Origin of the sequence: Proteiniclasticum sediminis (assembly GCF_018128025.1) — a bacterium.
Taxonomy (GTDB): Bacteria; Bacillota; Clostridia; order Clostridiales; family Clostridiaceae; genus Proteiniclasticum; species Proteiniclasticum sediminis.
The window spans coordinates 68,603-93,214 of record NZ_JAGSCS010000007.1 but is presented as its reverse complement, the minus strand read 5'-3'; the positions used below and the strand labels follow the sequence as shown (position 1 = coordinate 93,214).

24 protein-coding genes are annotated in these 24,612 nt (G+C 51.5%); 7 read left to right on the top strand and 17 right to left on the bottom strand.

Annotated elements, in window-relative coordinates; genetic code table 11:
- Nucleotides 1-325: 325 nt before the first annotated feature.
- The 6 genes from KCG48_RS07105 to KCG48_RS14890 all read right to left on the bottom strand — a co-directional run bounded on the left by KCG48_RS07105 (nt 326) and on the right by KCG48_RS14890 (nt 4,774).
- Complete coding sequence (locus KCG48_RS07105) at nt 326-1,378, bottom strand: nucleotidyl transferase AbiEii/AbiGii toxin family protein (RefSeq protein WP_211800874.1); 1,053 nt, start codon at nt 1,376-1,378, stop codon at nt 326-328.
- A 13-nt stretch (nt 1,379-1,391) separates the two neighbouring features.
- The gene (locus tag KCG48_RS07100) at nt 1,392-2,000 is read right to left on the bottom strand and encodes a DUF6088 family protein (RefSeq protein ID WP_211800873.1); all 609 of its coding nucleotides are present in this window, start codon (nt 1,998-2,000) and stop codon (nt 1,392-1,394) included.
- Nucleotides 2,001-2,279: 279 nt separating this feature from the next.
- Entirely contained in the window at nt 2,280-2,699 is a 420-nt protein-coding gene (locus KCG48_RS07095; protein ID WP_230977042.1) for a (deoxy)nucleoside triphosphate pyrophosphohydrolase, read from the bottom strand.
- Between the two features lie 29 nt (nt 2,700-2,728).
- Nucleotides 2,729-3,472 (bottom strand): SDR family oxidoreductase, encoded by a 744-nt coding sequence (locus KCG48_RS07090; RefSeq protein ID WP_211800872.1) that lies wholly within the window; start codon nt 3,470-3,472, stop codon nt 2,729-2,731.
- Between the two features lie 214 nt (nt 3,473-3,686).
- Entirely contained in the window at nt 3,687-4,553 is an 867-nt protein-coding gene (locus KCG48_RS07085; protein ID WP_211800871.1) for an ATP-binding cassette domain-containing protein, read from the bottom strand.
- 86 nt (nt 4,554-4,639) lie between these two features.
- Nucleotides 4,640-4,774 (bottom strand): hypothetical protein, encoded by a 135-nt coding sequence (locus KCG48_RS14890; protein WP_269142414.1) that lies wholly within the window; start codon nt 4,772-4,774, stop codon nt 4,640-4,642.
- 372 nt (nt 4,775-5,146) lie between these two features.
- Here KCG48_RS14890 and KCG48_RS07080 point away from each other — a divergent pair, with 372 nt between their 5' ends.
- Entirely contained in the window at nt 5,147-6,145 is a 999-nt protein-coding gene (locus KCG48_RS07080) for a helix-turn-helix domain-containing protein (protein ID WP_211800870.1), read from the top strand.
- A 42-nt stretch (nt 6,146-6,187) separates the two neighbouring features.
- Here KCG48_RS07080 and KCG48_RS07075 read toward each other — a convergent pair whose 3' ends face one another.
- From KCG48_RS07075 to KCG48_RS07045, 7 genes are all read right to left on the bottom strand, one after another.
- Entirely contained in the window at nt 6,188-7,966 is a 1,779-nt protein-coding gene (locus tag KCG48_RS07075; RefSeq protein ID WP_211800869.1) for an LTA synthase family protein, read from the bottom strand.
- A 240-nt stretch (nt 7,967-8,206) separates the two neighbouring features.
- Nucleotides 8,207-9,136 (bottom strand): ABC transporter ATP-binding protein, encoded by a 930-nt coding sequence (locus KCG48_RS07070; protein ID WP_211800868.1) that lies wholly within the window; start codon nt 9,134-9,136, stop codon nt 8,207-8,209.
- Nucleotides 9,129-10,205: an ABC transporter ATP-binding protein gene (locus tag KCG48_RS07065; protein WP_211800867.1), complete on the bottom strand. Its 1,077-nt coding sequence runs from the start codon at nt 10,203-10,205 to the stop codon at nt 9,129-9,131. Before KCG48_RS07065 ends, KCG48_RS07070 begins: the two co-directional genes overlap by 8 nt.
- A 9-nt stretch (nt 10,206-10,214) precedes the next feature.
- Nucleotides 10,215-11,264, bottom strand: a complete 1,050-nt coding sequence (opp3C, locus tag KCG48_RS07060; protein WP_211800865.1) for an oligopeptide ABC transporter permease — start codon at nt 11,262-11,264, stop codon at nt 10,215-10,217.
- Nucleotides 11,257-12,198, bottom strand: a complete 942-nt coding sequence (locus KCG48_RS07055; RefSeq protein WP_211800862.1) for an ABC transporter permease — start codon at nt 12,196-12,198, stop codon at nt 11,257-11,259. The genes opp3C and KCG48_RS07055 overlap by 8 nt, the downstream gene beginning before the upstream one ends.
- Nucleotides 12,199-12,311: 113 nt before the next feature.
- The gene (locus KCG48_RS07050; protein WP_211800860.1) at nt 12,312-13,976 is read right to left on the bottom strand and encodes a peptide ABC transporter substrate-binding protein; all 1,665 of its coding nucleotides are present in this window, start codon (nt 13,974-13,976) and stop codon (nt 12,312-12,314) included.
- A gap of 543 nt (nt 13,977-14,519) precedes the next feature.
- Nucleotides 14,520-14,744: a hypothetical protein gene (locus tag KCG48_RS07045; RefSeq protein ID WP_211800859.1), complete on the bottom strand. Its 225-nt coding sequence runs from the start codon at nt 14,742-14,744 to the stop codon at nt 14,520-14,522.
- A 94-nt stretch (nt 14,745-14,838) separates the two neighbouring features.
- Between KCG48_RS07045 and KCG48_RS07040 the strand changes: the two genes are divergently transcribed.
- Nucleotides 14,839-15,351 carry a sigma-70 family RNA polymerase sigma factor gene (locus KCG48_RS07040; RefSeq protein ID WP_211800858.1) on the top strand — a complete coding sequence of 171 codons (513 nt, stop codon included), beginning with the start codon at nt 14,839-14,841 and terminating at the stop codon, nt 15,349-15,351.
- A complete protein-coding gene (locus KCG48_RS07035; RefSeq protein ID WP_211800857.1) occupies nt 15,338-16,666 on the top strand; it encodes a DUF4179 domain-containing protein in 1,329 nt (442 codons plus the stop codon). Before KCG48_RS07040 ends, KCG48_RS07035 begins: the two co-directional genes overlap by 14 nt.
- 165 nt (nt 16,667-16,831) lie before the next feature.
- Here the strand turns inward: KCG48_RS07035 and KCG48_RS07030 are convergent, their stop codons facing one another.
- Nucleotides 16,832-17,965: a coiled-coil domain-containing protein gene (locus tag KCG48_RS07030; RefSeq protein WP_211800856.1), complete on the bottom strand. Its 1,134-nt coding sequence runs from the start codon at nt 17,963-17,965 to the stop codon at nt 16,832-16,834.
- Between the two features lie 277 nt (nt 17,966-18,242).
- Nucleotides 18,243-18,947, bottom strand: coding sequence for an N-acetylmuramoyl-L-alanine amidase (locus KCG48_RS07025; RefSeq protein WP_211800928.1), 705 nt, complete (start codon nt 18,945-18,947; stop codon nt 18,243-18,245).
- Nucleotides 18,948-19,212: 265 nt separating this feature from the next.
- On the opposite strand from KCG48_RS07025, the gene KCG48_RS07020 reads away from it, so the two are divergent.
- The 4 genes from KCG48_RS07020 (at nt 19,213) to KCG48_RS07005 (ending at nt 21,739) form a co-directional block, all read left to right on the top strand.
- Complete coding sequence (locus KCG48_RS07020) at nt 19,213-20,229, top strand: NAD(P)/FAD-dependent oxidoreductase (protein WP_211800855.1); 1,017 nt, start codon at nt 19,213-19,215, stop codon at nt 20,227-20,229.
- A 15-nt stretch (nt 20,230-20,244) separates the two neighbouring features.
- Complete coding sequence (gene pdo, locus KCG48_RS07015; protein WP_211800854.1) at nt 20,245-20,886, top strand: protein disulfide oxidoreductase; 642 nt, start codon at nt 20,245-20,247, stop codon at nt 20,884-20,886.
- Between the two features lie 78 nt (nt 20,887-20,964).
- Entirely contained in the window at nt 20,965-21,123 is a 159-nt protein-coding gene (locus KCG48_RS07010) for a DUF6132 family protein (RefSeq protein WP_211800852.1), read from the top strand.
- A 133-nt stretch (nt 21,124-21,256) separates the two neighbouring features.
- Nucleotides 21,257-21,739, top strand: coding sequence for a 4Fe-4S binding protein (locus tag KCG48_RS07005; RefSeq protein WP_211800850.1), 483 nt, complete (start codon nt 21,257-21,259; stop codon nt 21,737-21,739).
- Between the two features lie 158 nt (nt 21,740-21,897).
- Here the strand turns inward: KCG48_RS07005 and KCG48_RS07000 are convergent, their stop codons facing one another.
- A complete protein-coding gene (locus KCG48_RS07000) occupies nt 21,898-22,284 on the bottom strand; it encodes a DUF302 domain-containing protein (protein ID WP_211800848.1) in 387 nt (128 codons plus the stop codon).
- Nucleotides 22,285-22,422: 138 nt separating this feature from the next.
- Entirely contained in the window at nt 22,423-24,576 is a 2,154-nt protein-coding gene (locus KCG48_RS06995) for a DNA topoisomerase III (RefSeq protein ID WP_211800847.1), read from the bottom strand.
- Nucleotides 24,577-24,612: the final 36 nt, after the last annotated feature.

Below are 24,612 nucleotides of genomic sequence, written 5' to 3'. Positions count from 1 at the left end.
CACTGAACCCTATAGTTCCTCAAGACTCTTGGTGAATCCTTAGTACTCATCATATAACAACGGATACACTTACCATGAACTAAATAGTTTTATCCATAGACTTTCCTCATTTTGTTCATTATAACATTGAACACGAGGATATAAATCAGAAATTTCAACATTCTCTGAATCATCTCCCGATAGTCTTCAAAAATTTCTCCGAATGCAAAACGGAGAAACCCTTCAATTAAGTGGTTCCTCCGATACTAATTTTATCCTAATAAACGTGGTGCTTGATCGTGAATCGAAAATTGGTTGAAGTCCGAGTAAGCCTCCTATTGAGTTATCACCAACCACGAATATACTTCGAGTCCAGATCCTGGACGTTTTCTTTCTCCATGATTACTGTATTTATTATTCGCTCTAGCGCATTAAGTTCATCCATCATCTCCTCAAAATCCGGATAAACTCCATAAATCATCGCTCGCATTTTCTCATAATCAACACGAAGCGAAGCCAAACAATGCTGTGGGGGTACTAGCTTTAGTGAACCAGCTCGCGCTAACTCGTATCTAGCCCATCCCCTTGGATAAAATTTCATTTTGAAATCGACAACTTGATTCAGCAAATCCAGATTTTCAAGAGCTTTAATCAGTTCACCTTTCTTCGTCATACAGTATAAATCATAATAATGACGAGAGTAACGACTGGGAATCATCGATGTTCCTGGGCGCATGGCTTCCTGATGGAGTATTGTAGCCTTTTCCCAGAAAGTTCGTGTCGATGTCGTGGTAAGAATCATCGCAGTTTTTTGCACGAAGATGTCCGGATAACATTCCGCTGCATAGGACTGGATCTCCATCATTTTTGTCGGTGTCCACGCGGCGAGGGCTCCAATTTCCAATCTAATCTCCTGCAAAATCGACTCCTCATCATAGGAACGAGGATACTTAAGCTTTACCGTTCCAGGATCATCCTTCGATAAATACACTGATACGGGTTCATCAATCAGTATCGAAAAGTGTTTCTGAAAATCCGGGATAAACTCAAACTCGAGGAAGTCCTGTAACCGGTGATTCATTTCTTCCGTATACTTTTGCTGTTTTGTTGCGGATCGATCTTTCCATGGTTCGAGAACAGAATAACCAAGAACTCTCCAATCTAAAATTAAATCAACATCTTCTGAAAATCGCTCAATCAAGCCATACCCTTTAGAAAGGCTGGTCCCCCCTTTAAAGGCAAAGGAATTTTTCCACTTGCTTTCATGAAACAGGTAATGTAGTGATAGGCATACCCAAAAGTCTTTTTCGATGATAGCTGCATTGACGCCTATTTTGGCCGCAGTATTCAAAAACAGGATTTCACGGTCCTGCTGTGGTGCTTTTGCAATATTATACATTTGTCACCTCACATCATATTTTGCAGATTTCTTTGATCACCTCATAGATCCATCGGGTCGTATTTTGGCCTTCCTGGAGAATTAAAGTAAGTTCTTCTGTCGTAAAAGACTTCCTTAAGATCATTATCTCTTTATCTGTAATTTTATACTGTCCTATGGCTTTTATGGCTTGTATCATCAACAAGGTGTTCGATGACATTCCCCTCATTTCACGATTTGAGCGATGGAGAAATTTGATGGAAAGTTCATATAAGGGATATTCCTTGGTGGGTCCGCTGCTATAATATGACCAATCTGCCGGAACCTGTGTCGATAATCCAAGCACATTTAAAGAGGTCTCTCCCTGCGGGGAAATGGCCCAGTTATAGTTCCGAGCAATGGCATGGGCTACACGATCAGGATCTGGAACTGCTTGCTCACGCAGCAGATTACTGTACCTTGGTTTATCATAAATCCCTCGCAGCACTCTCCTCAATGTTCCTTTTTTTTCGAGGCGTGATATCGATTTTTTAGCCGTTTCATAATCCATAAGATCAGTAAAATCCGACAACGTAAATGCAGAACCACTTTGTGCCCTGTCGATCCGCTCTTCCATTTGTGCGATATAACTTTTAGCATCCATTATTTTCACCTCTTTGTCCCTAATAATATACATTATTAGGGACAAACAATCAAGATTCTGCCTAGAAGATGGTTTTTGGTGGATAATCCCTTGACCTCTTTTGAACTAAATATTTTTATTCCCGCACCATAATTGTCGGCGTACAGAAACGATATTTTCTCGTTTGATGTTAGGAAATTTGATCACACTCTCTATCCTGGAGAATCAGGGTTCCATAACTCCCCAGCATGAACCTCTCCAAGTTTTCCATACATGCTTCACTGATGTGCCAAGACAAGGTTAACTTATACCCGGTATAAGCATGTTCATGAGCTGATCCACCAAAGGATAATCCGCTGGAGCCCAGTCCAGCTGAGAAAGCGCTGCAGGCTGCAGCCAGCAGAAGCTGAGGTGCTCCTTCAGCGTGAAAGTGGGTGTTTCCACGGGGATAAGGTAGCTATGCATCACAATCCGAAAGTCCGGATAGGTGTGGTCAATGCTCATGAAGTACTGTTCCTCGGCGATGTTAAGCTGAAGATCCATCTCTTCCCTCAGTTCCCGCATGAGAGCCTGACTCCGGGTTTCGCCCCTTTCGATTTTCCCTCCGGGAAACTCATACTTATAGGCGATATAGTCGTATTTGGCGGCATCTCGCTGCATACAGAGAATTTTACCGTCGTGGACCAATATGGCGGCCACCACCTCGATGGTTTTCATCATGCTCTTCCTCCTGAGTTTTCCTATACTTCTTATTTCCCTTGGGGCTGATACTGCCAGCCTTCGTCTCCATGGTAGATCATCCGGCGACTCATGCCACCATCCACGATGATTTCCTGGCCATTGATGAAGGAGGAGTCCTCCTGGCAGAGAAACCACACGAGCCGGGCCACATCCTGGGGCACCCCCACTCTTTTTGACGGGTGCTGCAAGAGATCCGCTTCGTGGAAACTGCTATTTTGGGTATCGATCCAACCCGGGCTGATGGCGTTCACCCGGGCAATACCGGCAAGACTCATGGCCAGGGCGTGGGTCAGGGCAAGAAGCCCGCCCTTGGCTGCACTGTAGCTCTCCGTATCCGCCTGGGACTGATGGGCACGGGTGGAGGCAATATTCACCACACTGGCTCCGGGAGCAAAATGATCCTTCAGTTTCAAGGTCAGATAGTAAGGTGCCGTGATCCCCAGATGAAGGATCTCATTGAAGGTCTCATAACTGCATCCGCTTAGGATTCCCTCATGGGAGGCCCCGGCATTGTGGATGAGGCAGTCCACTCGGCCAAAATCCTCAATGATTTTCGCTGCGGCCTCTTCCAGAAAGGCCTTATGGGTCAGATCTCCTTGAAGATACATCAGGCGATGGGAGGAATCCTCCTCCATCATCTGCTCTTTATCCAGAACCACCGTATGATAGCCTTCCCGAAGAAAAGTCTCCACAATCTCTCGGCCAATCCCCTGGGCGCCCCCCGTGACGATGGCCACTCTCTCCCTCTCCATGCGATGAACCTCCTCAATCCGAAAATTTTCAAATTCTTCTCTCATTATAGTCCAGGGCTTCGATACCGTAAAGAAAGCAACAAAAAACCGGGTCTTTTGCCTCTCTCGTCACAGCAGAGGCAATTCACCCGGATTTTAGGGCCATCAGTAGGGTGATGGCGCATATTCCGCAATCCCAGGGGAGGGAGATGATCATAAGGAGTGCGTCCTGTCACTAGATGGCTTCGTTACGCACATACATACTATAGAAATGACCGCCCTGGAGAAGAAGATCGCTGAAGGATCCTTCTTCCACCACACGTCCTTCATCCAGAACAAAAATCTTGTCATACCGGTCCACCAGTTCCTTGCTGAGGATGTGACTCACGGAAAGTACCGTCATGTCCCGAATGTTCAGGATCAGTTCTTCCACTTCACAGTCCTTGGTGCAGTCGGACGTACTGTCCAGGATCAGAATGGAGGAATTATTCACCAGTGCCCGGGCGATGGAAATCTTCTGCCGCTCATTGGCGGAATAGAAGCCCCGGTTCAAGGCGATATCGGTGGTATTGGCCTCTGGCCGTTCATTGAGTCCAACTCTTCTCATACTCTCTCTTACCTTCTTTTCGTCATAATGAGGATGCAGGGCGATATTTCGGTAGATGGTATCGTTGAGGACGAAAATGTTCTTGTGAATGAAGGCCAGGATCCGCTCCAAGGACTTGCCCTGGAGTTCCTTCAGATTCTGATGGCCCACATAGACATTTCCGTCATATTCCTGGATCTGGTGGGACAGTATTTTTAAAAGCTCCGCATTGCCGGATTCCTCAGTGCCCAGAAGGAGATACTTTTTCCCTTGCTCGATGGTCATATTGAGTCCAGCGAGAACCATGTGGCCGTCTTCATCGCGATAGCTTAAATTTTCAAAGACGAGTCCAAAATGATGATAGCGGCTGGACAGGGAAACGGGAAGCTGGTCCAGCCGCTCATAGAGAGCGCTGAACCGCTGATCTTTATCCACTTCTCTTTTTCTTTGCCCTTCGCTCCGATGGATCAGGGTTGGGGGAAACAGTCTTTTTTGGGTTGCTGCAAGTATACTCATGGAAACCTCCTTGATGCGCGACATGCCCCGTAACGGGGCTGCCACTTTCCGGTCAAGCCGGAGCCTGATTTAATTGTGTTGGGAGACTAATCAGCAGACTGGGATGTGGTGATGCTCCACATGCGAGGGACATCATTTTCGCCAGCAAATACGGTGAAGGTGGTGAGTGCACTCAGAAGCAGCGACAGGACGAGAACCTTGGCCAACATTTTCTTAATCATGACTTTTTCCTCCCTTAATGACCTATATTTCTGATTGAGCTCATTATAGGGAAGAAATCGCTCGACAAACCCCGAACTTCTTCGGGGTTTTGCGACAATGACATCATCTTTAACCTACGCGCTTTTTCTCTTGAACCTCAATGGTTTTCGGGCTTCTTTCCGTGATGACCGCGGGAAAAAGCGCTATTTTGCCGTTTTTTTCACAGCTTCCTCATGAACCTGGACCGCTTTCTTCCCCCAGGGAGAACTCCTGGGAGAAGATGCGCAAAATTGCATTTTCCTGGGGAGAATGATGAGTCACCGATATACAACTTTCACATCTTGCGATAAAATAGAAGATAGTAATGCATTTCACTAAAGGAGGATTTGTCCATGTTCATCAGCTACAATCTGGCGGAGTTCGGCGAAAAAATGAAGAATCTTCGAAAAGATGTGGGACTTAGCCAGCTGGATATTCAAAGCAGCACCGGCGTCAGCGTGGATGCCCTCCGGCGCATTGAAAAAGGAGAGGTCATCCCCCGGTACGAAACCCTGGAACTCCTCTCCACCATTTATAAGCAAGATCTGTTGGAACTCTTAAAAAGCTGTCGGGCAAACAAGCTGCTCACGGAATATCACGATGAACTGGACGATCTCATCACCTGTTTTGATGCCGGAAAGATGAAAGCCGTGGAAGCGGACATCCGGAAGAACTTCTCGGACAGTACGCGCATGGCCATCGTGAACCCCACGGAGGTGATCCAGCTCCTCATGCTCATGCGGGGCAGCGCCCTCTACCACTCCCGGATCTCCAATGACCGGGAAGATGCCCGCTATGTGCTGACGGACGCCCTGAAGCTCACCATGCCCACCTTCAGCACCAAGAAATACAAGAGCTTCAACTACTCCTACATCGAACTGCGCATCCTCCTTCTGATCAGCATCCTCATCGCCGAAAAGAATGAGATTGATCTGAGCAACGAAATCCTCCACTTTATCCTAGAAAAACTCAAGGACAACAATCCTGGAAAATATGTGGATTTTCTCATCATCAAGATCTACTCCAATCTCTGCTACAACCACCATCTCCAGGATCACCATGAGGGGGTCATCCGATATGCCCAGGAAGGCATTGACTACTGCCGCAAGAAAGAAACTACTTATGCCCTCAATCTTCTTTATTACCGAAAAGGGATTGCCGAGTATATGCTCCAGAACGCCGACTACATGGATTCCCTCCAGGCCGCATTCTTTCTCCTGAAGCTCAGCGGCCAAGATGAACTCTTGGAGGTCTACCTGGAAGTCACTAGGCAGAAATACAACATCCTCATTCCCGATACACCGCTGATCCATGTGAAAAGCGAAATCGAGGGCAAAAAAACAAAACACTAAAAAAGGGCCATCGTTGCGTAAACGATGGCCCTTCAATATTTTTTAGTCGTCCAGGGAAGATGAGGCATCCTCCACCAGAGGCTTAAAGTAGTCCCCAGCCAGGATCTTATTGGCGAGTATTCCCGCCTGCTGCAGATGCACGGGATCCTCCGGATCACCGATGATCTCACCAGAGGCCAGAATCACCGATCCGGTTCCCGGATGGAAGAGATTGGTGCCCATGACTTTGTCGCCATAGGTGCTCTCCTCTTCGCCCAGAAGGTACAGGAGTGTGGGTAGCATATCGATCTGTCCGCCGATGCGGTCAATCTCCTCGCCCTTCATCCCCGGCACATGAACGATAAAGGGAATCTTCTTGTCATTTTCCGGAAGCTCGGTCTCGTGGTATTTATGGATCCCTTCATGGTCCCCGAAGATGACGAAGGCTGTATTCTCCAGGAGTCCCTTTTTCTTTAGCTCCTCATAAAACTTGCCGAAATGATAATCCGTATAGTGAATGCTTTCCAGATAGCCCGCGTCAGCGGTATCCCCCGGGAGGCCCAGATATCGGTACTCCTCCTCCAGATTGAAGGGAGTATGGGAGGTCACGGTCATGATGTAGGAGTAGAAGGGCTCCTTGGTCCGTCCGATTTCCAGGAGGGACTGCTGGAAGAGGGATTCGTCGAGGATTCCCAAACCGCTGTAGCGTTTGTCCTCAAACAGGGACTCATCGATATAGCGCTCAATCCCCAGCGTCGGATACATGACATCCCGATTCCAGAACTTGGCGTCATCCCCGTGGAGGGTCATGGTGGCATAGCCCTGGCTCTTTAAGAGCTTCGGCAGAGCAAAGTAGGTATTTTCAGCATAACTCATGAAGGCGCTGCCTTTTTGCGTGGGATATAGCCCCGTGTTAAACATGAGCTCCGTATCCGAACTGGTTCCTTCCCGAACCTGCTCACGAACGCCCGAGAAGAAATAGCTCTCCTTCAGAATCCGGTTCAGATTGGGGGTGATCTCCTGGCCATCGGCCGTTTCCTGGAGGACAAAGTTCTCCAGGGACTCGAAATGGAGCACCACGATATTCTTCCCTTTAAGGACGCCAAAGTCCTCGGCATGGGTTTCATCCGCCGTCAGATTTTGCGCATTGGCTTCGAACCAGTCCCTGATTTCTGCTCGGTCATCCTCCGTGAGGTTCATGACTTTTTCCGCCACGAAGCTGGCCATGTTCACCAGATGGTTTCCCACCGGCGAAAGGAGCAGCGCATGATTTTCGAAGTTTTCCATGTCTTCCACTCCGCTCACCGCCATGACCTGGGTGGCCATAAGGAGTCCGCTGAGGGTCAGGGCCACGGCAAAGCGGGTCCGCCGCAGAAGAGCTCCGCCCCATTGAGGTTTCAGCGTCTGCTCCTTTTCATAGATGCGGCTTTTCCGCAGCATGAGGAGAAACACCGGCAGATCCAAAAGCACCACGAAGTCGTAGCTCATGAAGTACCCGGAGGCGCTGGAACCGAAGTCGAAGCTGATGTTCTTGATGTAGAGGACATAGACGCTGAAGAGCTGGTTCAGCCCCTTGAAATAGACCATGTCCGCGTAAAACAGCACGGAGAAAAACACATTGACCAGGAAGAAATACTTCCACCGGCCCCGGCCGGCAAAAAGGAAGATGAAGGACACCACCAGGGCAATGGGGGCGATGCTGAGAAGACTTAAGAGAACCACCCTAACACTCACCTCATAGAGGGTGAAGAGCAGGAACAGGGACTTCCCATAGAGAATCAGACCCAAAAGTGTCGCCAGGGCCCACTTGGAGTCCGATAATTTTTTTGTCAGACGGTCCATGCCGCTCACCTCCTGCGGTTTAATCCACGCCGCAATTAACCTCGATTTAACTTTCACAAATAGCATACCAAATTTTCCCGGCAGCGGAACAATTCTGAGAAGAATATCAGAAATCTTTCACCAAAGCTTAAGCTTTAGGCCATGAATTGTCCACATTTTTTCACAAACTTTCCCCCGAAGTTTTCCCCAAAAAGGATCCGCCCAGACTTCTCCATGGAAATCTGGGCGGATAAAATGTTGCTATTTTGCTGTCCAGGCCTGAAGCTCCTCTTCCGTGGCCAGGACCTGGTGGGTGCCTCCCACATTTCGGAGGGTACCTTGATGATAATCAATGCCGCTGGTGGCATAGTCATAGGACAGGGCTTTCCGCTCCCGCTCCGCTGCCGGATTGGGATGGGGAATGGCCGAGATGAGGGATCGGGTATAGGGATGCACGGGATTGGAGAAAATCTCCTCCGTGGTGCCCGTCTCCACCAGATGGCCAAAGTGCAGCACCCCGATACGGTCGGAGATGTATTTCACCATGGAGAGATCATGGGCAATGAAGAGATAGGCGATGTTCGTCTTACGCTGGATCTCCTTCATGAGGTTCACCACCTGGGCCTGGATGGACACATCCAGGGCGCTGATGGCCTCATCGGCGATGATAAGGTCCGGATTCATGATGAGGGCCCGGGCGATGCCGATTCGCTGACGCTGGCCCCCGGAGAACTGATGGGGATAACGGTTGGCATGCTCATGGGAGAGCCCCACCATGTCCAAAATCTCATAGACCCGTTTCTTCCGCTCCTCCGCCGAGGAGCAGCTTTTATGGATGTCGAGCCCCAGAGCGATAAGGTCAATGACCTTCTTCCGGGGATTCAGCGATGCCATGGGATCCTGGAAGATCATCTGCATCTTGGTGCGGAGCTTCCGATTTTCTTCGCTTTTCAGCTTTCCGGAAATATCCATGCCGTTGAAGATGATTTTTCCTTCTGTGGGATCGTAGAGGCGAATAAGGGAACGGCCAATGGTGGACTTTCCGCTGCCGGACTCGCCCACGAGGCCATAGGTTTCTCCCGGATAGATTTCAAAGGAAACATCGTCCACCGCTTTCACGGTGAACTTCCGGTTTATCCGGAAATATTGCTTCAGATGGGTCACCTGAAGGAGAGGTTTTCGGTCATCCATGGAAGTTCGCCTCCTTTTTCATGGCCTCGATGCGCTGCTTCAGCTGCAGTGGCATCTCCACCCGGGGCGCCTTTTCGTGGAGAAGCCACGTGCTGGCGTAATGGGTGTCGGTGATCTTGAACATGGGGGGTTCCATGCGGTGATCGATATTCAGGGCGTAATTGTTCCGGACGGCAAAGGCATCGCCGGTGACGGGATTCAGGAGATTCGGAGGACTTCCGGGAATGGTGTAAAGCTCCCCTTCCGCCTGATCCATGCTGGGCATGGCCGAGAGCAGACCCCAGGTATAGGGATGACGGGGATCGTAGAAAATCTCCTCCGTGGTTCCCTTTTCCACAAACTTTCCGGCATACATCACCGCCACATAATCGGCCACCTTGGCCACGACCCCCAGGTCGTGGGTAATGTAGATGACGGAGATCCCCAGTTTCTTCTGGATATCCCGGATGAGCTCCAGAATCTTCGCCTGGATGGTCACATCCAGCGCCGTGGTGGGCTCATCGCAGATGAGCACTTCCGGATTGCAGGCTAAGGCGATGGCGATGACCACCCGCTGACGCATACCCCCGGAAAGCTGATGGGGATAGTTCTTCATGCGTTTTTCCGGTTCGCTGATGCCCACCAGCTCCAAGAGCTCGATGGCCCTGGCTCGAGCCTCTCCCTTGGTCATTTTCAGGTGATAGGTCATGCCCTCCATGACTTGGGCGCCGATGGACATGGTGGGGTTTAGAGAGGTCATGGGATCCTGGAACACCATGGCAATGCGTTTTCCGTTGATGCGCCGGCGCATCTCCTTTTTGGAGAGCATGAGCAGGTCTTCATGGACCACTTCTTCTCCCCTTCGGTAGGTAAAGGCGATGGAGCCGCTGTTCACGGTCTCGTTGCCCGAGAGAATGCCCATGATGGCCTTCACCGTGACTGACTTTCCGCTGCCGGACTCGCCCACAATGGCCACGGTATCCCCCTTGTAGAGGGTGAAGTCCACTCCGCGGATGGCTTTCACCTGCCCGGAGGAAGTTTCAAAGGTGATGGATAAGTTTTCAATCTGCAGTACCACTTCTTTTTCCATGGCGACGCCCTACCTTTCTTTCATTTTGGGATCAAAGGCATCCCGGAGTCCGTCAGCCAAAAGATTGAAGCTTAGCATGATCACGGCCAGAACGATGACGGGGAAGATGATCATGTAGGGATGGGTGGTGAAGGACTTGAAGGCATCACTGATGAGGGAGCCCAGAGAAGCCTGGGGCTGGGGAACGCCGAGCCCCACAAAGGCCAGGAAGGCCTCGGTGAAAATGGCATTGGGCACAGAAAACATGGACATGATGATGAGCTGTCCGAAGATATTGGGAAGGATCTCTTTAAAGATGATGAAGAAGTCCTTGGCCCCCAAGGTCTTGGACGCCAGGATGAACTCCTGCTCCTTGAGCTTCAGCACCTGGGCCCGGGCAATGCGGCTCATGCCGATCCAGCCCGTCAAGGCCAGCGCCAGGGTAATGGTGCCAAGCCCCGGTTTCATGACGATGATGAGAAGGGTCACGAGAACTAGGGTGGGAATGCCGTTGAGCACTTCAGAGAAGCGCTGCATGGCCATGTCCACCTTTCCGCCGAAATAACCGGAAATCAGACCGTAGCTCATGCCGAAGAGCATGTCCACAATCACGGCCACCAGGGCGATGTAGAGGGAAATTCGTGTTCCCTGCCAGGTCCGGGTGAAGATGTCCCGGCCCAGTACATCGGTGCCGAACCAGTAGTAGGTCTTTTCCAGACCCGTGACTTTTCCAGGCACCACATATTTGTTCACCACCACGGTTCCCGTGGAGGTGTTCATGGTTTCCGAACCGTTGAAGATCCCCAGATCTTCCAGACCCGGAATTCGGGGAGCCAGGTTCTGATGGGCGATGATCTGGGAGTAATAGGTATGCTCATTGAGTCCCGGTCCCACTAGGGCCATGATGACCACCAGGATGATGAAGATCAGGCCCACCAGAGCCCCTTTGTTCTTCATGAAGCGGGAGAGGATATCCTTCCAGTAGGATTCTTTCTTGTAGCTTTCGTCCACGAAGGCATCGCCAAGAGAACCCACCAGCACAAAATCATCCGGCTTAAATTCCATTTGTTCGTTATTCATGGCTGTCCTCCTTTGCCAGACGGATGCGGGGATCAATGATCCCGTAAAGAATATCCACCACCAGCATGATGCCGATGAACATGGCGCTGTAGATGAAGGCTAAGGTGATGATCACATTGTAGTCATTGGACTGGATGGCGGTGACCATGAGGCTGCCGATACCCGGGATGGAGAAGAGCTTCTCGATGACGAGGCTTCCCGTCATGAGGCCCACTACCAAAGGGGCCAGCACGGTGATAATGGGGATCAGGGCATTGCGCAGGGCATGCTTGAAGATGAGGTGGGTGTTGCTTACCCCTTTACTTTCCGCTAAAAGCATATAGTCCGTCCCCAGAACTTCCAGCATTTCCGTACGGGTGAACCGGGCCACTGTGGCGATGGTGAACATACTGAGGGCCACCGTGGGAAGCACCGTGGATTCAAAGGGCGCCTTGGCCTGATAAAGGAGGGGGAACCATTTCAGCTTGAACCCCAGGGTATAGATGAGCCCCATGGCGAAAACATAGGAGGGCAGGCTGACGCCGATGACGGAAATAACCGTGGTCAGCGTGTCAAAAATCGTATTGTGCTTAATCGCGGCAATGAGGCCCAGGATAATCCCGATGATGGTCCCAATGAAGACCGCCTGGCCGCCGATGCGCAGAGACAAGGGAAGCCGCGCCTGGAGGAGAGTGGAGATGGGTGTATTCTTCGATATGGTGTAAGAGACCCCGAAGTCCCCCGTGAGCATGGCCTTCAGGTAGTTGAAGAAGCGGATGAAGACGGGCTTGTCCAGACCGTACTTCGCATTAATGATGGCCCGCTGGGCCTCCGTGAGCTTCTCATCATTGAAGGGGGATCCGGGCATGAGCTCCAGCATGATGAAGAGGATGAAGAGAATCACCAAGAGGGTCAGGGCAGATATGCCAATCCGTTTCAAAATGTATTTTTTCATTGAAATTCTCCTTCAGGATTCCTGTCGGGGATAAAGCAGAATAATGACGCTGTTGCCACGATGAGGACCATCGAACAGCGTCACTACTCTTGCTTTAGATATTCAGGACCCTTCTATTTCTTTGTGGCGTTCTTGTAGCCGCGGTTGATGCCCACGGAGTGGAACTCAATGCCTTCCACGCCATCCTTGATCATCACCGCATCGCCCTTCTGGTATACCGGCAGAATCACTGCAGCATCCATGACGATCTTTTCGGCATCCTTCAAGGCTTCCCAGCGAGCTTCCAGATCCAGGGCCAGTTCGCCCTTCTTGGCAGACTCGATGATGGCATCATAGTCAGCATCGGACCAGAATCCATAGTTATTGGGGCTTCCGGTGGTCCACATGTCAAGGTAGGTCATGGGGTCAGCATAGTCGGGGCCCCATCGGGTAAGTCCCAGTTCAAAGTCACCCTGCTGCATTCTCTCCACGCGGTTTTTCTTTGGCATGGTCTGAATTTCGATGGTGATGCCGGGGAGCGTGGTCTGAATCTCCGACTGAATGAACTGTGCCACGTTGATGGCCGATTCCGTGTCTTCCACGATCATGGTATAGGTCAGCTCCGTGACGCCCAGTTCACCCTTGGCGGTGTTCCAGTACTCCGCAGCCTTGGCTTTGTCGGTAAGAAGGTAGGTGTCCGTGGTCTCGCGGAAGTCTTTTCCGTCGGGACCTGTAGCCAGCTTGGTGGGGACGGCGAAGTTTGCCACGATGGAGCCGTCTTTTAGGATGTTGCTCACAATGGCTTCCTTGTCATAGGAAAGAGCCAAGGCTTTTCTCAGATTCTCATTTTCCAATCCAGCTACTTTCTGGTTGGGGGAAATGTACCAGAGATATCCAGCGACGACATTCTTGAATTCCGGATCAGCCTGGAACTGTTCCACCTGCTCTCCAGAGAGGGTGGCCACATCCAGATCGCCATTCTGATAAGACAGCATGGCCTGCTGGGAATCCTTGATGACCTGATACTGAATGCCGGCCAGTTTCACGGCGGAAGCATCCCAGTACTTGTCGTTCTTTTCCAGGGTAATGGAGGTGGTGGCAGGCTCATAGGCGGTGATTTTGAAGGGACCATTGGCCAGCACTGTGGCTGGGGAGGTTCCATAGTTATCTCCCGCTGCGGTGAAGAATGCTTCATTCATCGGCAGGAAGGAGGGGAAGGCCATGAGGGATTCAAAGTAAGGAACCGGAACATCCAGTTCCACCACCAGGGTCTTGGCATCCTTGGCCGTGACGCCCAGATCATCCACGGGCTTTTCTCCCGAACTGATGGCGGCGGCGTTCTTCACCCCGGCAATTTCCATGATGAAGGCATACTCACTGGCCACGGCCGGATCCACCAGACGTTTCCAGGCAAAAACAAAATCATCGGCGGTGACCGGTGTACCATCGGTCCACTGGGCATCGCGAAGAGTAAAGGTATAGGTTAGGCCGTCTTCGCTCTTGTCCACAGACTTTGCCATGGCCAGGACCGGAGAACCTTTGGCATCCACGGTGTAGAGTCCTTCGGTGGTGGCGGCGATGAGTTCAAAGGATGTTCCATCCGTGGCAATCTGGGGATCCAGGGATGACACTTCCACATCGAACTGTACCTTGAGAACCTGATCTCCACCTTCTGAGGGGGTCTCATTGGTCGGGGTCTCGGAAGGGGTGGCGGGACTTCCGGAACTGCCGCAGGCTGTGACGAACATCATCGAAGCCAGCGCCAGGGCTAATCCCAGACCTCTCTTTTTCTTTTTCATGGATTTTCCTCCTTTTTGATGACAACAAGGTTGATTTCTTGTCAAACTCTCAAGATTTCTCCTGATTTCCTGACAATCCGCATCGCTTGCGCATTTTTAATAATTATACATCGCCATGATCCCTTGTCAATCGTAAACCTGTAATGAACGACAAAAAATATAAAAATCGTTGATAATTAAGGATTAGCAGCCCATGTAAACGACATCGGTTCACCATTCGTTATTAATTTACAAAATATTTTTGCTTCACGAAACAATGTCTTCGGAATGAAAAATAGAAAAACGCGATGATCATTCGTTATTTCCCAAACTTCCGTCGTCCAGCAGTAAAACGTCCAGACCCAAAAAACGAAGATATTCTTGCATAATTGAGAGTAAAATAACTGAATAACTGCAAATTGTATGTATTTATCAAACCTCAGTCCGCCCACGGTACACATCTGCATAAATCAAACATGAATCCTTCAATAAGGGCTATTTCTTCCTCGCCGACAATTTAGCAGCCTCTCAATGAATACATTCGTATTCATATTGAATAATTATTCAAAATATCTGCATTAATGCATATTTATCCACCCTCAGCGGATCTGCAGCATTTTCTTCTCCCCTCTCTCTTCGCACTTCTTTGTGCGTCAAGGAAAGAAAATCCGGGAATACCTTGTCCTTGTGCCTTTCTGCTCCTATGATGAAGATATCTGCAAAATCCAGCCCATGACCATGCACCGATGGCCAAAAACCCCCTGGAGGGTTCACCCCCTCAGGACTCATGGAAACCGGCGAAGAACGAAAGAAAAAAAATTTCCCTTTTCGAAATGAAAAAAGGGATCTGGGATCTCTAATAGTTGAAGAAGGAGGGATGCTCGTGGGACTATTCACCCCCGCCCTGGACAAAGAAACCTATCTTGCATTTATTACCGGCTATAAAGCCACCATGTACCGGATCGCCTATGGTTATCTGGGCCGGGAAAGCGCTGCCCTGGATGCCGTGGACGAAGCTGTATACCAAGGCTACATCCATCGGCGCCAGCTAAAAGAGATGGACTATCTGAAAACCTGGCTCACCCGAATCCTGATCAACGAATGCCTGAAACTGCTGAAAACTGAGAAGCGCCTTCTCCCCCTGGACGGTCTGCCCGACTTTCCGGAACAGGATACGGAAGTGACCCTTCCCACCCGCATGGCCGTGCAAAGCCTTCCGGAGGAGCTTCGTCAGGTCATTGTCCTCCGGTACTTCGCCGATCACACCCTGAAGGAAACCGCCAAGCTGCTCTCGCTGCCGGAGGGCACGGTGGCTACCCGAGCCCGAAAGGCCCTGACGCTTCTTCGAGTTGAACTGGCTGACGAGGAAGGAGGAATCTCCCATGAAAAGCGATAACCATCCCTGGAATGACCTGGTTCAGGAAGTCCAGGATACGCCCCCCGGCCTTTTGGGTGTCGAGGAAAGGCTGAGCCGAAGACTCCGAAAACGGCGAAGAACCTTATATTCTGCCCTGACCACCGCACTATTTGCCCTGACCTTTGTCACCCTGGTGAACACGAACACGGCTTTTGCCAACACTTTGGCGAAGTGGCCCGTCATCGGCGATCTCACCCGTTTGGTTCGTTTCACCCAGGAAGACCGGGGCATCCAGTCCGCCATCGAGAATCAATATCTCCAAGAGCTGGCCCTCTCCCACGAGGATGGAGGCCTCACCCTGGATCTGCCCTACGTCATTGCCGATGAGCACAGCCTCGTGCTGATTTTCCAGCTTCCCGAGGCCTTTCTTCGGGAGGAGAAGGGATGGATCTTCCCGAACAACGTTACCCTGACCCATCCGGATACGAAAGAGAAGATCGAAGGCTACGCCTACAGCAGCAGTTCCCTGACTCCCCAGGGACTTCTGGAAGACGATGGGCTATTCCTTCTGCGGCTCCGCTTCGCCGACCGCCCCACGCCCCAAAACTTCGACCTGACCCTGGAACTGGCGATTAAAGAGAACCCGGGGTATCCCGAAGAGACCCTCAAAAAGCAGTATCGCTTTGACTATGAGCTTTCCCTCCCCACGTTTTTGGCCCCGGTAACCCATGTGCTGAACCAGGAACTGACCCTTCTGGATCAGCAGGTTATCCTGGAATCCCTGACCACGTATCCCACAGGCACCGAAATCACATTCCGCTTTCCCGATACCAATACCGCATGGATCAAAGACCTGGAACTGTCCCTGGATGGAGCCAATGCCCCGGGGGGAATTTCAGCCTTTGGCTCCCTGGACGGATCATCCCTGACTTACTTCCTGGAGTCCGACTACTTCAGCGACAAACCCCAGACGCTTAAGATCACTGCCTTGACCACGCTGCCAAAAACCGAGAAGCAAGTTCTTGTGGATCTGGAGCGTCGGACCCTCACACCGGAAATTCCGGACACCTACCTCTTAAACGTCACGGAAGAAGAGGATGCCTGGATCCTGGAGTTTAGAACCTTCACCGATCAGTCCTTCAGTCTCTTCTACCATGAGGTGACCACGCTCACGAAAGAGGAAGTCCCGGTGAAGTCCACGAGCATCAGCAGTACCCTGGAGAATGGCGTACCGGTGATGCTGACCCGCATGGTACTGGAAAAAACCGAAAGCCACGAGCTTCTTCTCCCCCGTCACTCAGGCCCCGCAAGAGCGTTACCCACGCCTTTAGAGATCCTGATTCCCCGCAACTGACATTAAAAAGAGACGGGAAAGACGGCATCCATCAAGAATCCGCACCCATACCAATAAAAGAGAGAGCGCAGAACCCCAGCGGAGGATCATCCTCGGCTGGGGTTCTGCGCTCTCTTGATTTTTTCCTCTAAAAAGGACCTCCGGCGATGCCGAAGGTCCAAAGGATTACTGATGAGAGGATACATCTTTGTAGTCGCCAAAATTGACCAGGATTCCTGAAGCATCGCCCACGATCTGTTCGTGCTTCTCCATGATCTTCCTTAGCTGGGTATCGATGAGGTTGCGCTCCCCGGACAGCTTGTCCCGAAGGTCGGTGCCCAGTTTGAGGAGTTCGCCCACCATATTTTCTGCAGCTTCTGCCCGCTGGGATTCCTGCTCCAGACGATTCTTGAAATCTTCCTTGTTCTGGGCCAGTTCCTGGGAGAGCTCGTCCAGAAGAAGATAAATCCCGGAAACTTCATCCTTGAGGCCATTGATCTGCATATTGGTGAGCTTGTTGCGCTCTTCCCGCAGGGTCATTTCCAGTTCTGCAGCGTGGATCTTTTCCTTCTGGACCTGGTTTTCCAGGTTCCGGATCTCCACGGCTTTGTCTCTTAACATGAGGTTGGCATTTTCCAGATCCCGCATGAGTTTTCCGCTGACAGCACGCTCCAGCATCAGTTCCTGTTCGGTTTCGCTTTTCACCCGCTGTATTTCTTCATCCAGCACGGCGGTGTCCGCTTTCCCTTGGAGGGCAGCCTTTTCTTCCTGGGTGAGGCTCAGCTCCCGGGCCATGGATTCATGGTCATCTTGAAGCTGATGGAGCTTTTCCGTCATGGCCAGCAGCTCGGCTTTTTCTTCCTGGGACAGCTGAAGCTCCTGGCTGAGAACCTCCCGCTCCGATTGGAGCTTCTGCAGCTCTTCTTCCAGCTTTCGGGCCTCTGCTAAAGCACTTTCGTACTGAACCCCAAAGGTTTCATCCAATTCCTGCAGAGCCTTGTCTTTTCCCTGCATCTCATTTTTCAGCAGTTCATTTTCATCGCGCAGTTCACTGATTTCCATTTCCCGCTGGGCTGCTTCTTCAGCAATTTTTGCTTTCAACGCATCCAGTTCCATCTGCAGGGCCACTTTCACGGCGCACTGATCCGCCAGATCCTTGCGGATCTTCTGCTCGGTTTTTTGAAACTCCAGTTCCATGTTGCTGATGTAGTTCACCACATCGTCATGGTTCAGTCCGCCAAAGAGCTTGGACCGAAATTTTGACTTGATGTAGTTCTTGTTCAGTTTGCTCTGCAGGTACATGATGTTGTCCTGTTCCATGTTTTACTTCACCTCTCCTCGATTCATTTTGCCACGAGGCCTTCAATTTTCGGAATGATGGCGTATTCAGGTTAATCCAATACATACGATAATTCCATTACCCTTACAATTGAATCTATTATAACATTTGAAATAATTAAAATCGATAATTCTTTTTGCGAATTTTATTGAAATTCAAGGTAATCAGGGAATATTTTTCCATAATTTTTTATTCTGATCCCCGAGTTTTCGTAAAACCCGGAGGAACCCGGGGAATCAGAAAGGAAACTCCCCTTTCTCAAGCCTCTTCTTTTCGCGTGATGAATGCCGGATAGCCTTTTTCCTTCAATTGGTCCCGCAAGGCCTCTGCATTTTTTCGCTGAGAAAAGGCCCCCACCTGAACCCGGTAAAGTTCGGGACCAGATTTTGAAGAATCCCTTTTCTTCAGCTCCAGCACTTTGGCCAGAGCGGCGACATAAGCCTGCGCCACCTCCTCCGTCTTCGTCCTCATCCAGTGGGCGACCTCGGGATGATCATGGAAATTGGTTTCCGCCAGCACAGGGACAAGGCCCGCTAACGCGGGATTGCGGATCTCCCCATACCCCTTTCCCTGGAAGGCCTTCATTCCATCCAGTACCGATTGTGCCCGGTTGGAGGGCACCGGGCATACCCGATCCAGCTCCTCCACCAGCACTTCGGCTAACTTTCTAGACAGCGGATACTTCGGGTGATAAAAGGCCACGGCCCCTGCAGCTTTGCCTTTCCCACCCGCATTGGAATGGAGGGCAACATAGAGCTGACAGCCCTGCTTCACCGCTTCCTTGGGCCGCCCCGAAGTCTCAATGCCCAAATTCGGATCCGCCAGGATCCCTTGAACGCCATATTCCCGGTGGAGGATCTCCAGGATTTTTCCGCTCACCCTCCCCATGACCTCCGCTTCGTGGGTTTCCCCCTCTGCATACCGATTTTCCTTCTGCCGGCTGGGGGATAAATAGATCTTCATCGCACGACCTCCTCGCAAAGTTCTTCCATGGAGAACTAGGCGTTCCAGGCTGAAAAGAGCCCTTTTCCCGGAAAAACATCGAACGACGGGAGAAAAGCCCCTTGTAAAATATACCCCCGTATGGTATATTGTGATTAGAAAATGCAACCCGATGGCATGATTCACCAAGCATCACCACGAGGTTGTTGGAAATCCCCCTTGGATTTGAACCTTGGGAGAGATCTTCCCTTCACTTTCTCTTTTTACCCTATTCCAGGAGGTAACCATGGCTTTTCAATTTCAAGTCGATCTGAAAAAAAACCTTTCTCCCCTTTCCCCCACGGCCCTGAATCCCGAGAAGCTTTATGATCTTCTCATCGTGGGTGGAGGCCCTGCCGGACTCAATGCCGCCCTGTATGCAAGGCGCAAGGGCCTGGACATTGCTGTCCTCACGGTGCGCAAAGGCGGCCAGCTCCTGGACACCTCCTCCGTGGACAACTATCTGGGAATCTCCCTTCAAACGGGAGAAAAGCTGGCAGAGGAATTTCTGCAGCATGTGGAGGCTCTCCACGTTCCCATTCTCGAGGATGCGGAAGTTGCCGCCTACTCCTCCCTAGACGGGGTTCACTATCTCACCCTCCTTTCCGGGGTCACCTATCAGGCGAAGGCCGTGATCATTGCCACAGGATCTAAGCCCCGTCACCTGAACATTCCCGGAGAAGACCGCTTCGCCGGCAAAGGTGTAGCCTACTGCGCCATCTGCGATGCTCCTCTCTTCAAGGGAAAGGATGTCCTCATCGCCGGTGGGGGAAACTCCGCCGTGGAATCCGCCCTGGATCTGGCTAAAGTGGCCCATCATGTCCAGCTGATCCATCGTAGTCAGTTTCGGGCCGACAAAATCCTGGTGGATAAGCTCTACCAGGAAGAGAAAATCGCCATCCGGCTGGAAACAGAAATTCTCGAAGTTTTGGGCGATAGCGCCCTGCGCGCCGTGAAGGTCCGTGACAAAGCCACAGGCAAAGAAGAGGAAATCACCGCCGACGGGCTCTTCATCGAAATCGGCCATATTCCCAACCTGGGCCCCTTCCACCAAGTCCTTCAGCTCAATGCTCAGGGGGAAATTCTGGTGGATGAGAAGAACCGAACAAACCTTCCGGGGGTATTCGCCGCAGGCGATGTGACCCAGATTCCCTACAAGCAAATAATCCTGGCCGCCAGTGACGGTGCAAAAGCTGCTCTGGCCGCCAATGAATATCTCAATACCTGGAAACCCCATGCTGCTGCCCCTTCGACCACTAAATAATTTGGAGGAAAACCCATGAAAATGTTCAACGAAGAAATTCAATCCCAACTGAAAGAAATCTTTCAGGATCTCAAAAATGACGTAACCATCGCCCTCTTCACCAAGGAAGGCGAATGCTACTCCTGTGCAGAAACCCTGAGCTATATGCAGGAAGTGGAAGAACTCAGCGACAAAATCCATCTGGACGTCTATGACATCGAGAAGGATGCGGAAATGGCCGAGCTCTACCATGTGGAAATGGTCCCCAGTATCGTCCTTTTAGACAGCGAAAAGAAATATCACGGGATCAAGTTCAATGGAATTCCTGCTGGCCATGAAATCAACTCTTTTATTCCCGCCATCATTGAAGTCTCCGGCAATGCCAGCGAGCTTCCTCAAGAACTGGAAGCCCGCATCAAGAACATCAATAAGCCCGTGAATATTAAAGTCTTTGTTACCCTCAGCTGCCCTCACTGCCCTGGAGCCGTGCAGAAGGCCCATAAAATGGCCCTGATCAACCCCCTCATCGAAGCGGAAATGATCGAAGCCGAGACCTTTGAGGAACTGTCCATGAAGCATAATGTCTCCGGTGTCCCGAAGATTGTCTTCAACGATCAGGTGGATCTTTTGGGGAATCAACCCATTCAGGAGTTCCTGAAGACCATGGAAAGCCTGTAACCCTTCCTGCCTACAGAAGAGGCAACTTATGCCTCTTCTCCTTTTTTGCCCAAATTTTGAAAATGAGGTGGATTCACTATGTCCATATTTATAGGAACCTTCGTGGGCGGCATCGCCGGCTATCTGCAGTACAAGCTGGTGGGCTGCCGTACCGGCACCTGCCCCATTACCTCCAGCCCCTGGCGGTCTACGCTGTATGGAGCCCTGGTCGGCGCTCTGCTCAGCAATCCCCGGTAATTTTTCCCCACAAGCATAATGTTGAAATGAGGTGTCCTCTCTGCGTAATCATCGTCTTCTCTACCTGTTCACCCTAGGCTTTTTCCTCCTGTCCCTTCTCAATATCCATCTGGCGGTTCTCGGACTGCTGTGTATGACCCTGCCTTTCTACCTCCTCCTCCGGGATGGGAAAAAGACCTGGTGCCAGGGGTATTGTCCCCGCTCCAGCCTCTACATGACCCTGGGAAAGCATCACCGCTCCTCCCGCAAAATCCCCCGCTCTTTCACCCAGAGCGAGGTCAAGTACGGAGTGCTCATTTACTTTCTCTTCAGCCTCCTGATCATGACGTTTTCCACCCTTCGGGTGGCCCGGGGACAAATGGCCCCCATGCTGATTCCCCGGTTTCTGATCTTCATCCCCCTGCCGGTGCATCTGGTTCCCCTTCTTCCCTTCCCGGAAGTCCCCCTGTGGTTCACCCATCTCTCCTTCCGCATCTTTTCCATGATGATGACCACCACCACCCTGGGGCTGATTTTAGCCAAACTCTACAAACCCCGCACCTGGTGTACCATCTGTCCGGTGAACACCCTGTCCGGAATGTACCTCATGAAGAAGAAGGACGCATCCCTTCGCTGAACTCCTCTTCCCCTTTTCCCATAAACCCCTGCAATCACAAAGAAGCGAGAAGTGCAACTCTCCCGAAGGAGCGCACTTCTCGCTTTCATTTCATGGATCTCCAGATTAATTTCCTTGCGGGGGGATTGGTTGGTTACCTAGGGTATCCTAGATACTTCCTAACGGGCCTCGCTTAGGGCTTCCTTCAAAATGGCCTCCACTTCCTCCGCCACGTCACGCAGGTCTTCCTTCTCCATGACGCCCATGAGGGCGGTGGGTTTCATCATGCCCATATAGACTTGGCCCTCCTCGGTATAGACCGCCATTTTACAGGGCAGCATGTACCCGGCTTCCCGGTGCTTGTCCAGCACCTTTTTGGCCTTGGGCGGATTGCAGACTTCCATCACCTGGAAATCATCCTCAAACTCCAAGCCTTTCTCGTGCAGTTTGTCTTTAAAGTTCATTTCCCACAGCACACCGAAGGAACGGGCTCCAAGACTCTTTTTCAGGTCCTCCCGGGCAACTTCAAAGGACTTTTCCGTTTTAACTTCATAAATCATTTTCATAATAAACCTCCTGGGTTTTCTTGACCTCAATATACCACCTAGGGGTATACAGCGCAAGGTGAAACCCGCAAGATTCATGAAAAGGCTACGAAACGTTCACGGCTATCCTTCTGTGGACCCAACCTAAGCTTCCCCGGTCTACTTGAAGAAGTCCTTCAAGGCATCGCTCAAGGCCGAGTTCACCGGCTCCTCGTTTTCTTTGCTGGCCTTGGCCAGGAACTGCTTCACTTCGCTCTTTCGCATGGCCGTGCCCTCCTTCTCCCGACGCTCCTGGAAGGCCGTGAGTTTTTCCCGGTAACCGCAGACGCATTTGAAGGCCTTTTTGTCCCCTTCGCCCACCAGTTCCATCTTCTTCTTGCATTCCGGACATCGGGCATTGGATTTCACCGACAAGGTCTTGCGGAAGCCGCACTCCCGGTCCTGGCATACCAGCATGGTGGAATTCTTGCCCTTCACCTCCAGGAGGTTCTTGCCGCATTCCGGGCATTTCTGCCCCGTGAGATTGTCATGGCGGAAGGTCACCGTGGCAGCTTTAATCTCCCGCACCACTTCCTGGGCGTAGGTGGTCATCTCCGCAATGAAGAGCTCCTTCTTCAACTGTCCCTTCTTGATCTTCTCCAGTTTTTCTTCCCACCTGGCGGTCATTTCCGGAGAGGTCAGCTCTTTGGGCGCCAGTTTGACCAGCTGGCGGCCTTTTTCCGTAATATGGATTTCTTTCCCTCGCTTTTCCAAAACAAAGGAAGAAAAAAGTTTTTCAATGATATCGGCCCGGGTGGCCACGGTGCCCAGTCCGCTGGTTTCCTTGAGAATCGCTTCCAGATTCTTGTCTTCGCTGGCCATGTATTTCCCGGGGTTCTCCATGGCGGAGAGGAGGGTGGCGTCGGTGAAATAAGCCGGAGGCTTTGTTAGTCCCGCTTCCAGGAGAAGCCGTTCCACCGGGCAGCGCTCCCCTTTCTCAAAAAGGGCCGCATGCTCTTCGCCCTCCTCTTCCGAAGCATCGGCAATGAGGGCCCGGTAGCCCAGGCTCACCGTAACTTTTGCCGTATGGGTGAAACTTTCCGTTCCCACTTTTCCCGTAACCTTCATGGACTGATACACATAGGGGTCCATGAGCACCGCCAAAAACCGCTTCACCACGAGGAGATAGATCTTCCGCTCCTTGTCCGTGAGGGTGGATAGCACCACGCTTTCCTCCGTGGGGATGATAGCGTGGTGATCGGATACCTTGGCGTCATTGACAAAGCTCTTCTTTTCCCGTATTCCTTTTCGAAGAATCTCCCGGCCGATGTTGGTGAGATCTCCCTTGGCTGCGGCGCGGACCCGGTCCGCCAGGGTATCGGTCATGTCATGGGTCAGGTATCGGGAGTCCGTACGGGGATAGGTGAGCACCTTGTGCCTTTCGTAGAGGGCCTGCATGGTATTCAGGGTTTCCTTGGGGCTGTAGCCATAGAGATTGCTGGCGTCCCGCTGCAGCTCCGTCAGATCATAGAGGAGAGGCGCTTCCTTGCGCTTCTCGGCCTTTTCCACCAATGTGATCAGGAGCTCCTGACCCGTGAGCTTTTTAAGAAGCGCATCGGCTTCCGCTTTGGACCAGATCCGTCCGCCCTCATGGGTGAACTGGGCGCCCTTGGCCCGAAGTTTCAGCAGCTGATACTCCTTGGGCTTAAAGGCACGGATTTCTTCCTCCCGGGCTTTCACCATGGCCAGGGTGGGGGTCTGGACCCGTCCCAGGGACAGGGGTGCATTCTGCTTCACCGTCAGGGCCCGGGTGGCATTGATGCCTACGATCCAGTCCGCCTGACTCCGGGCTTCCGCCGAATGGAAGAGGTTCTCATAAGCCTTGGCATCCTTCAGCTGGGAAAACCCTTCCCGGATGGCTTTTTCCGTCACCGAGGAGATCCAGAGCCGCTTCAGGGGTTTCCGGGCCCCCGCCCGCTCCAGAATCCACCGGGCCACCAGTTCCCCTTCTCTGCCCGCATCGGTGGCGATGATGACGGAATCCACATCCTTCCGGTCCAGGAGAAACTTTACGGTTTTATACTGTTTAGCGGTTTTGCCCAGGACCACCAGCTTCATCCGCGGCGGCAGAATGGGCAAATCCTCCATGCGCCAGGTCTTGTATTCCGGATTATATTCCTCCGGATCCGCCAGGGTCACCAGATGGCCCATGGCCCAGGTGACAATATACTCTTTTCCTTCGATAAATCCGTCCCGGGACTCATGAAGGCCCAGGGCCTTGGCAATATCCCTGCCCACGGAGGGTTTTTCCGCCAGAATCAGTTTCTTTCCCATGATTTCCTCTTCTCTGCAAGGGGGTCATCGACCTTG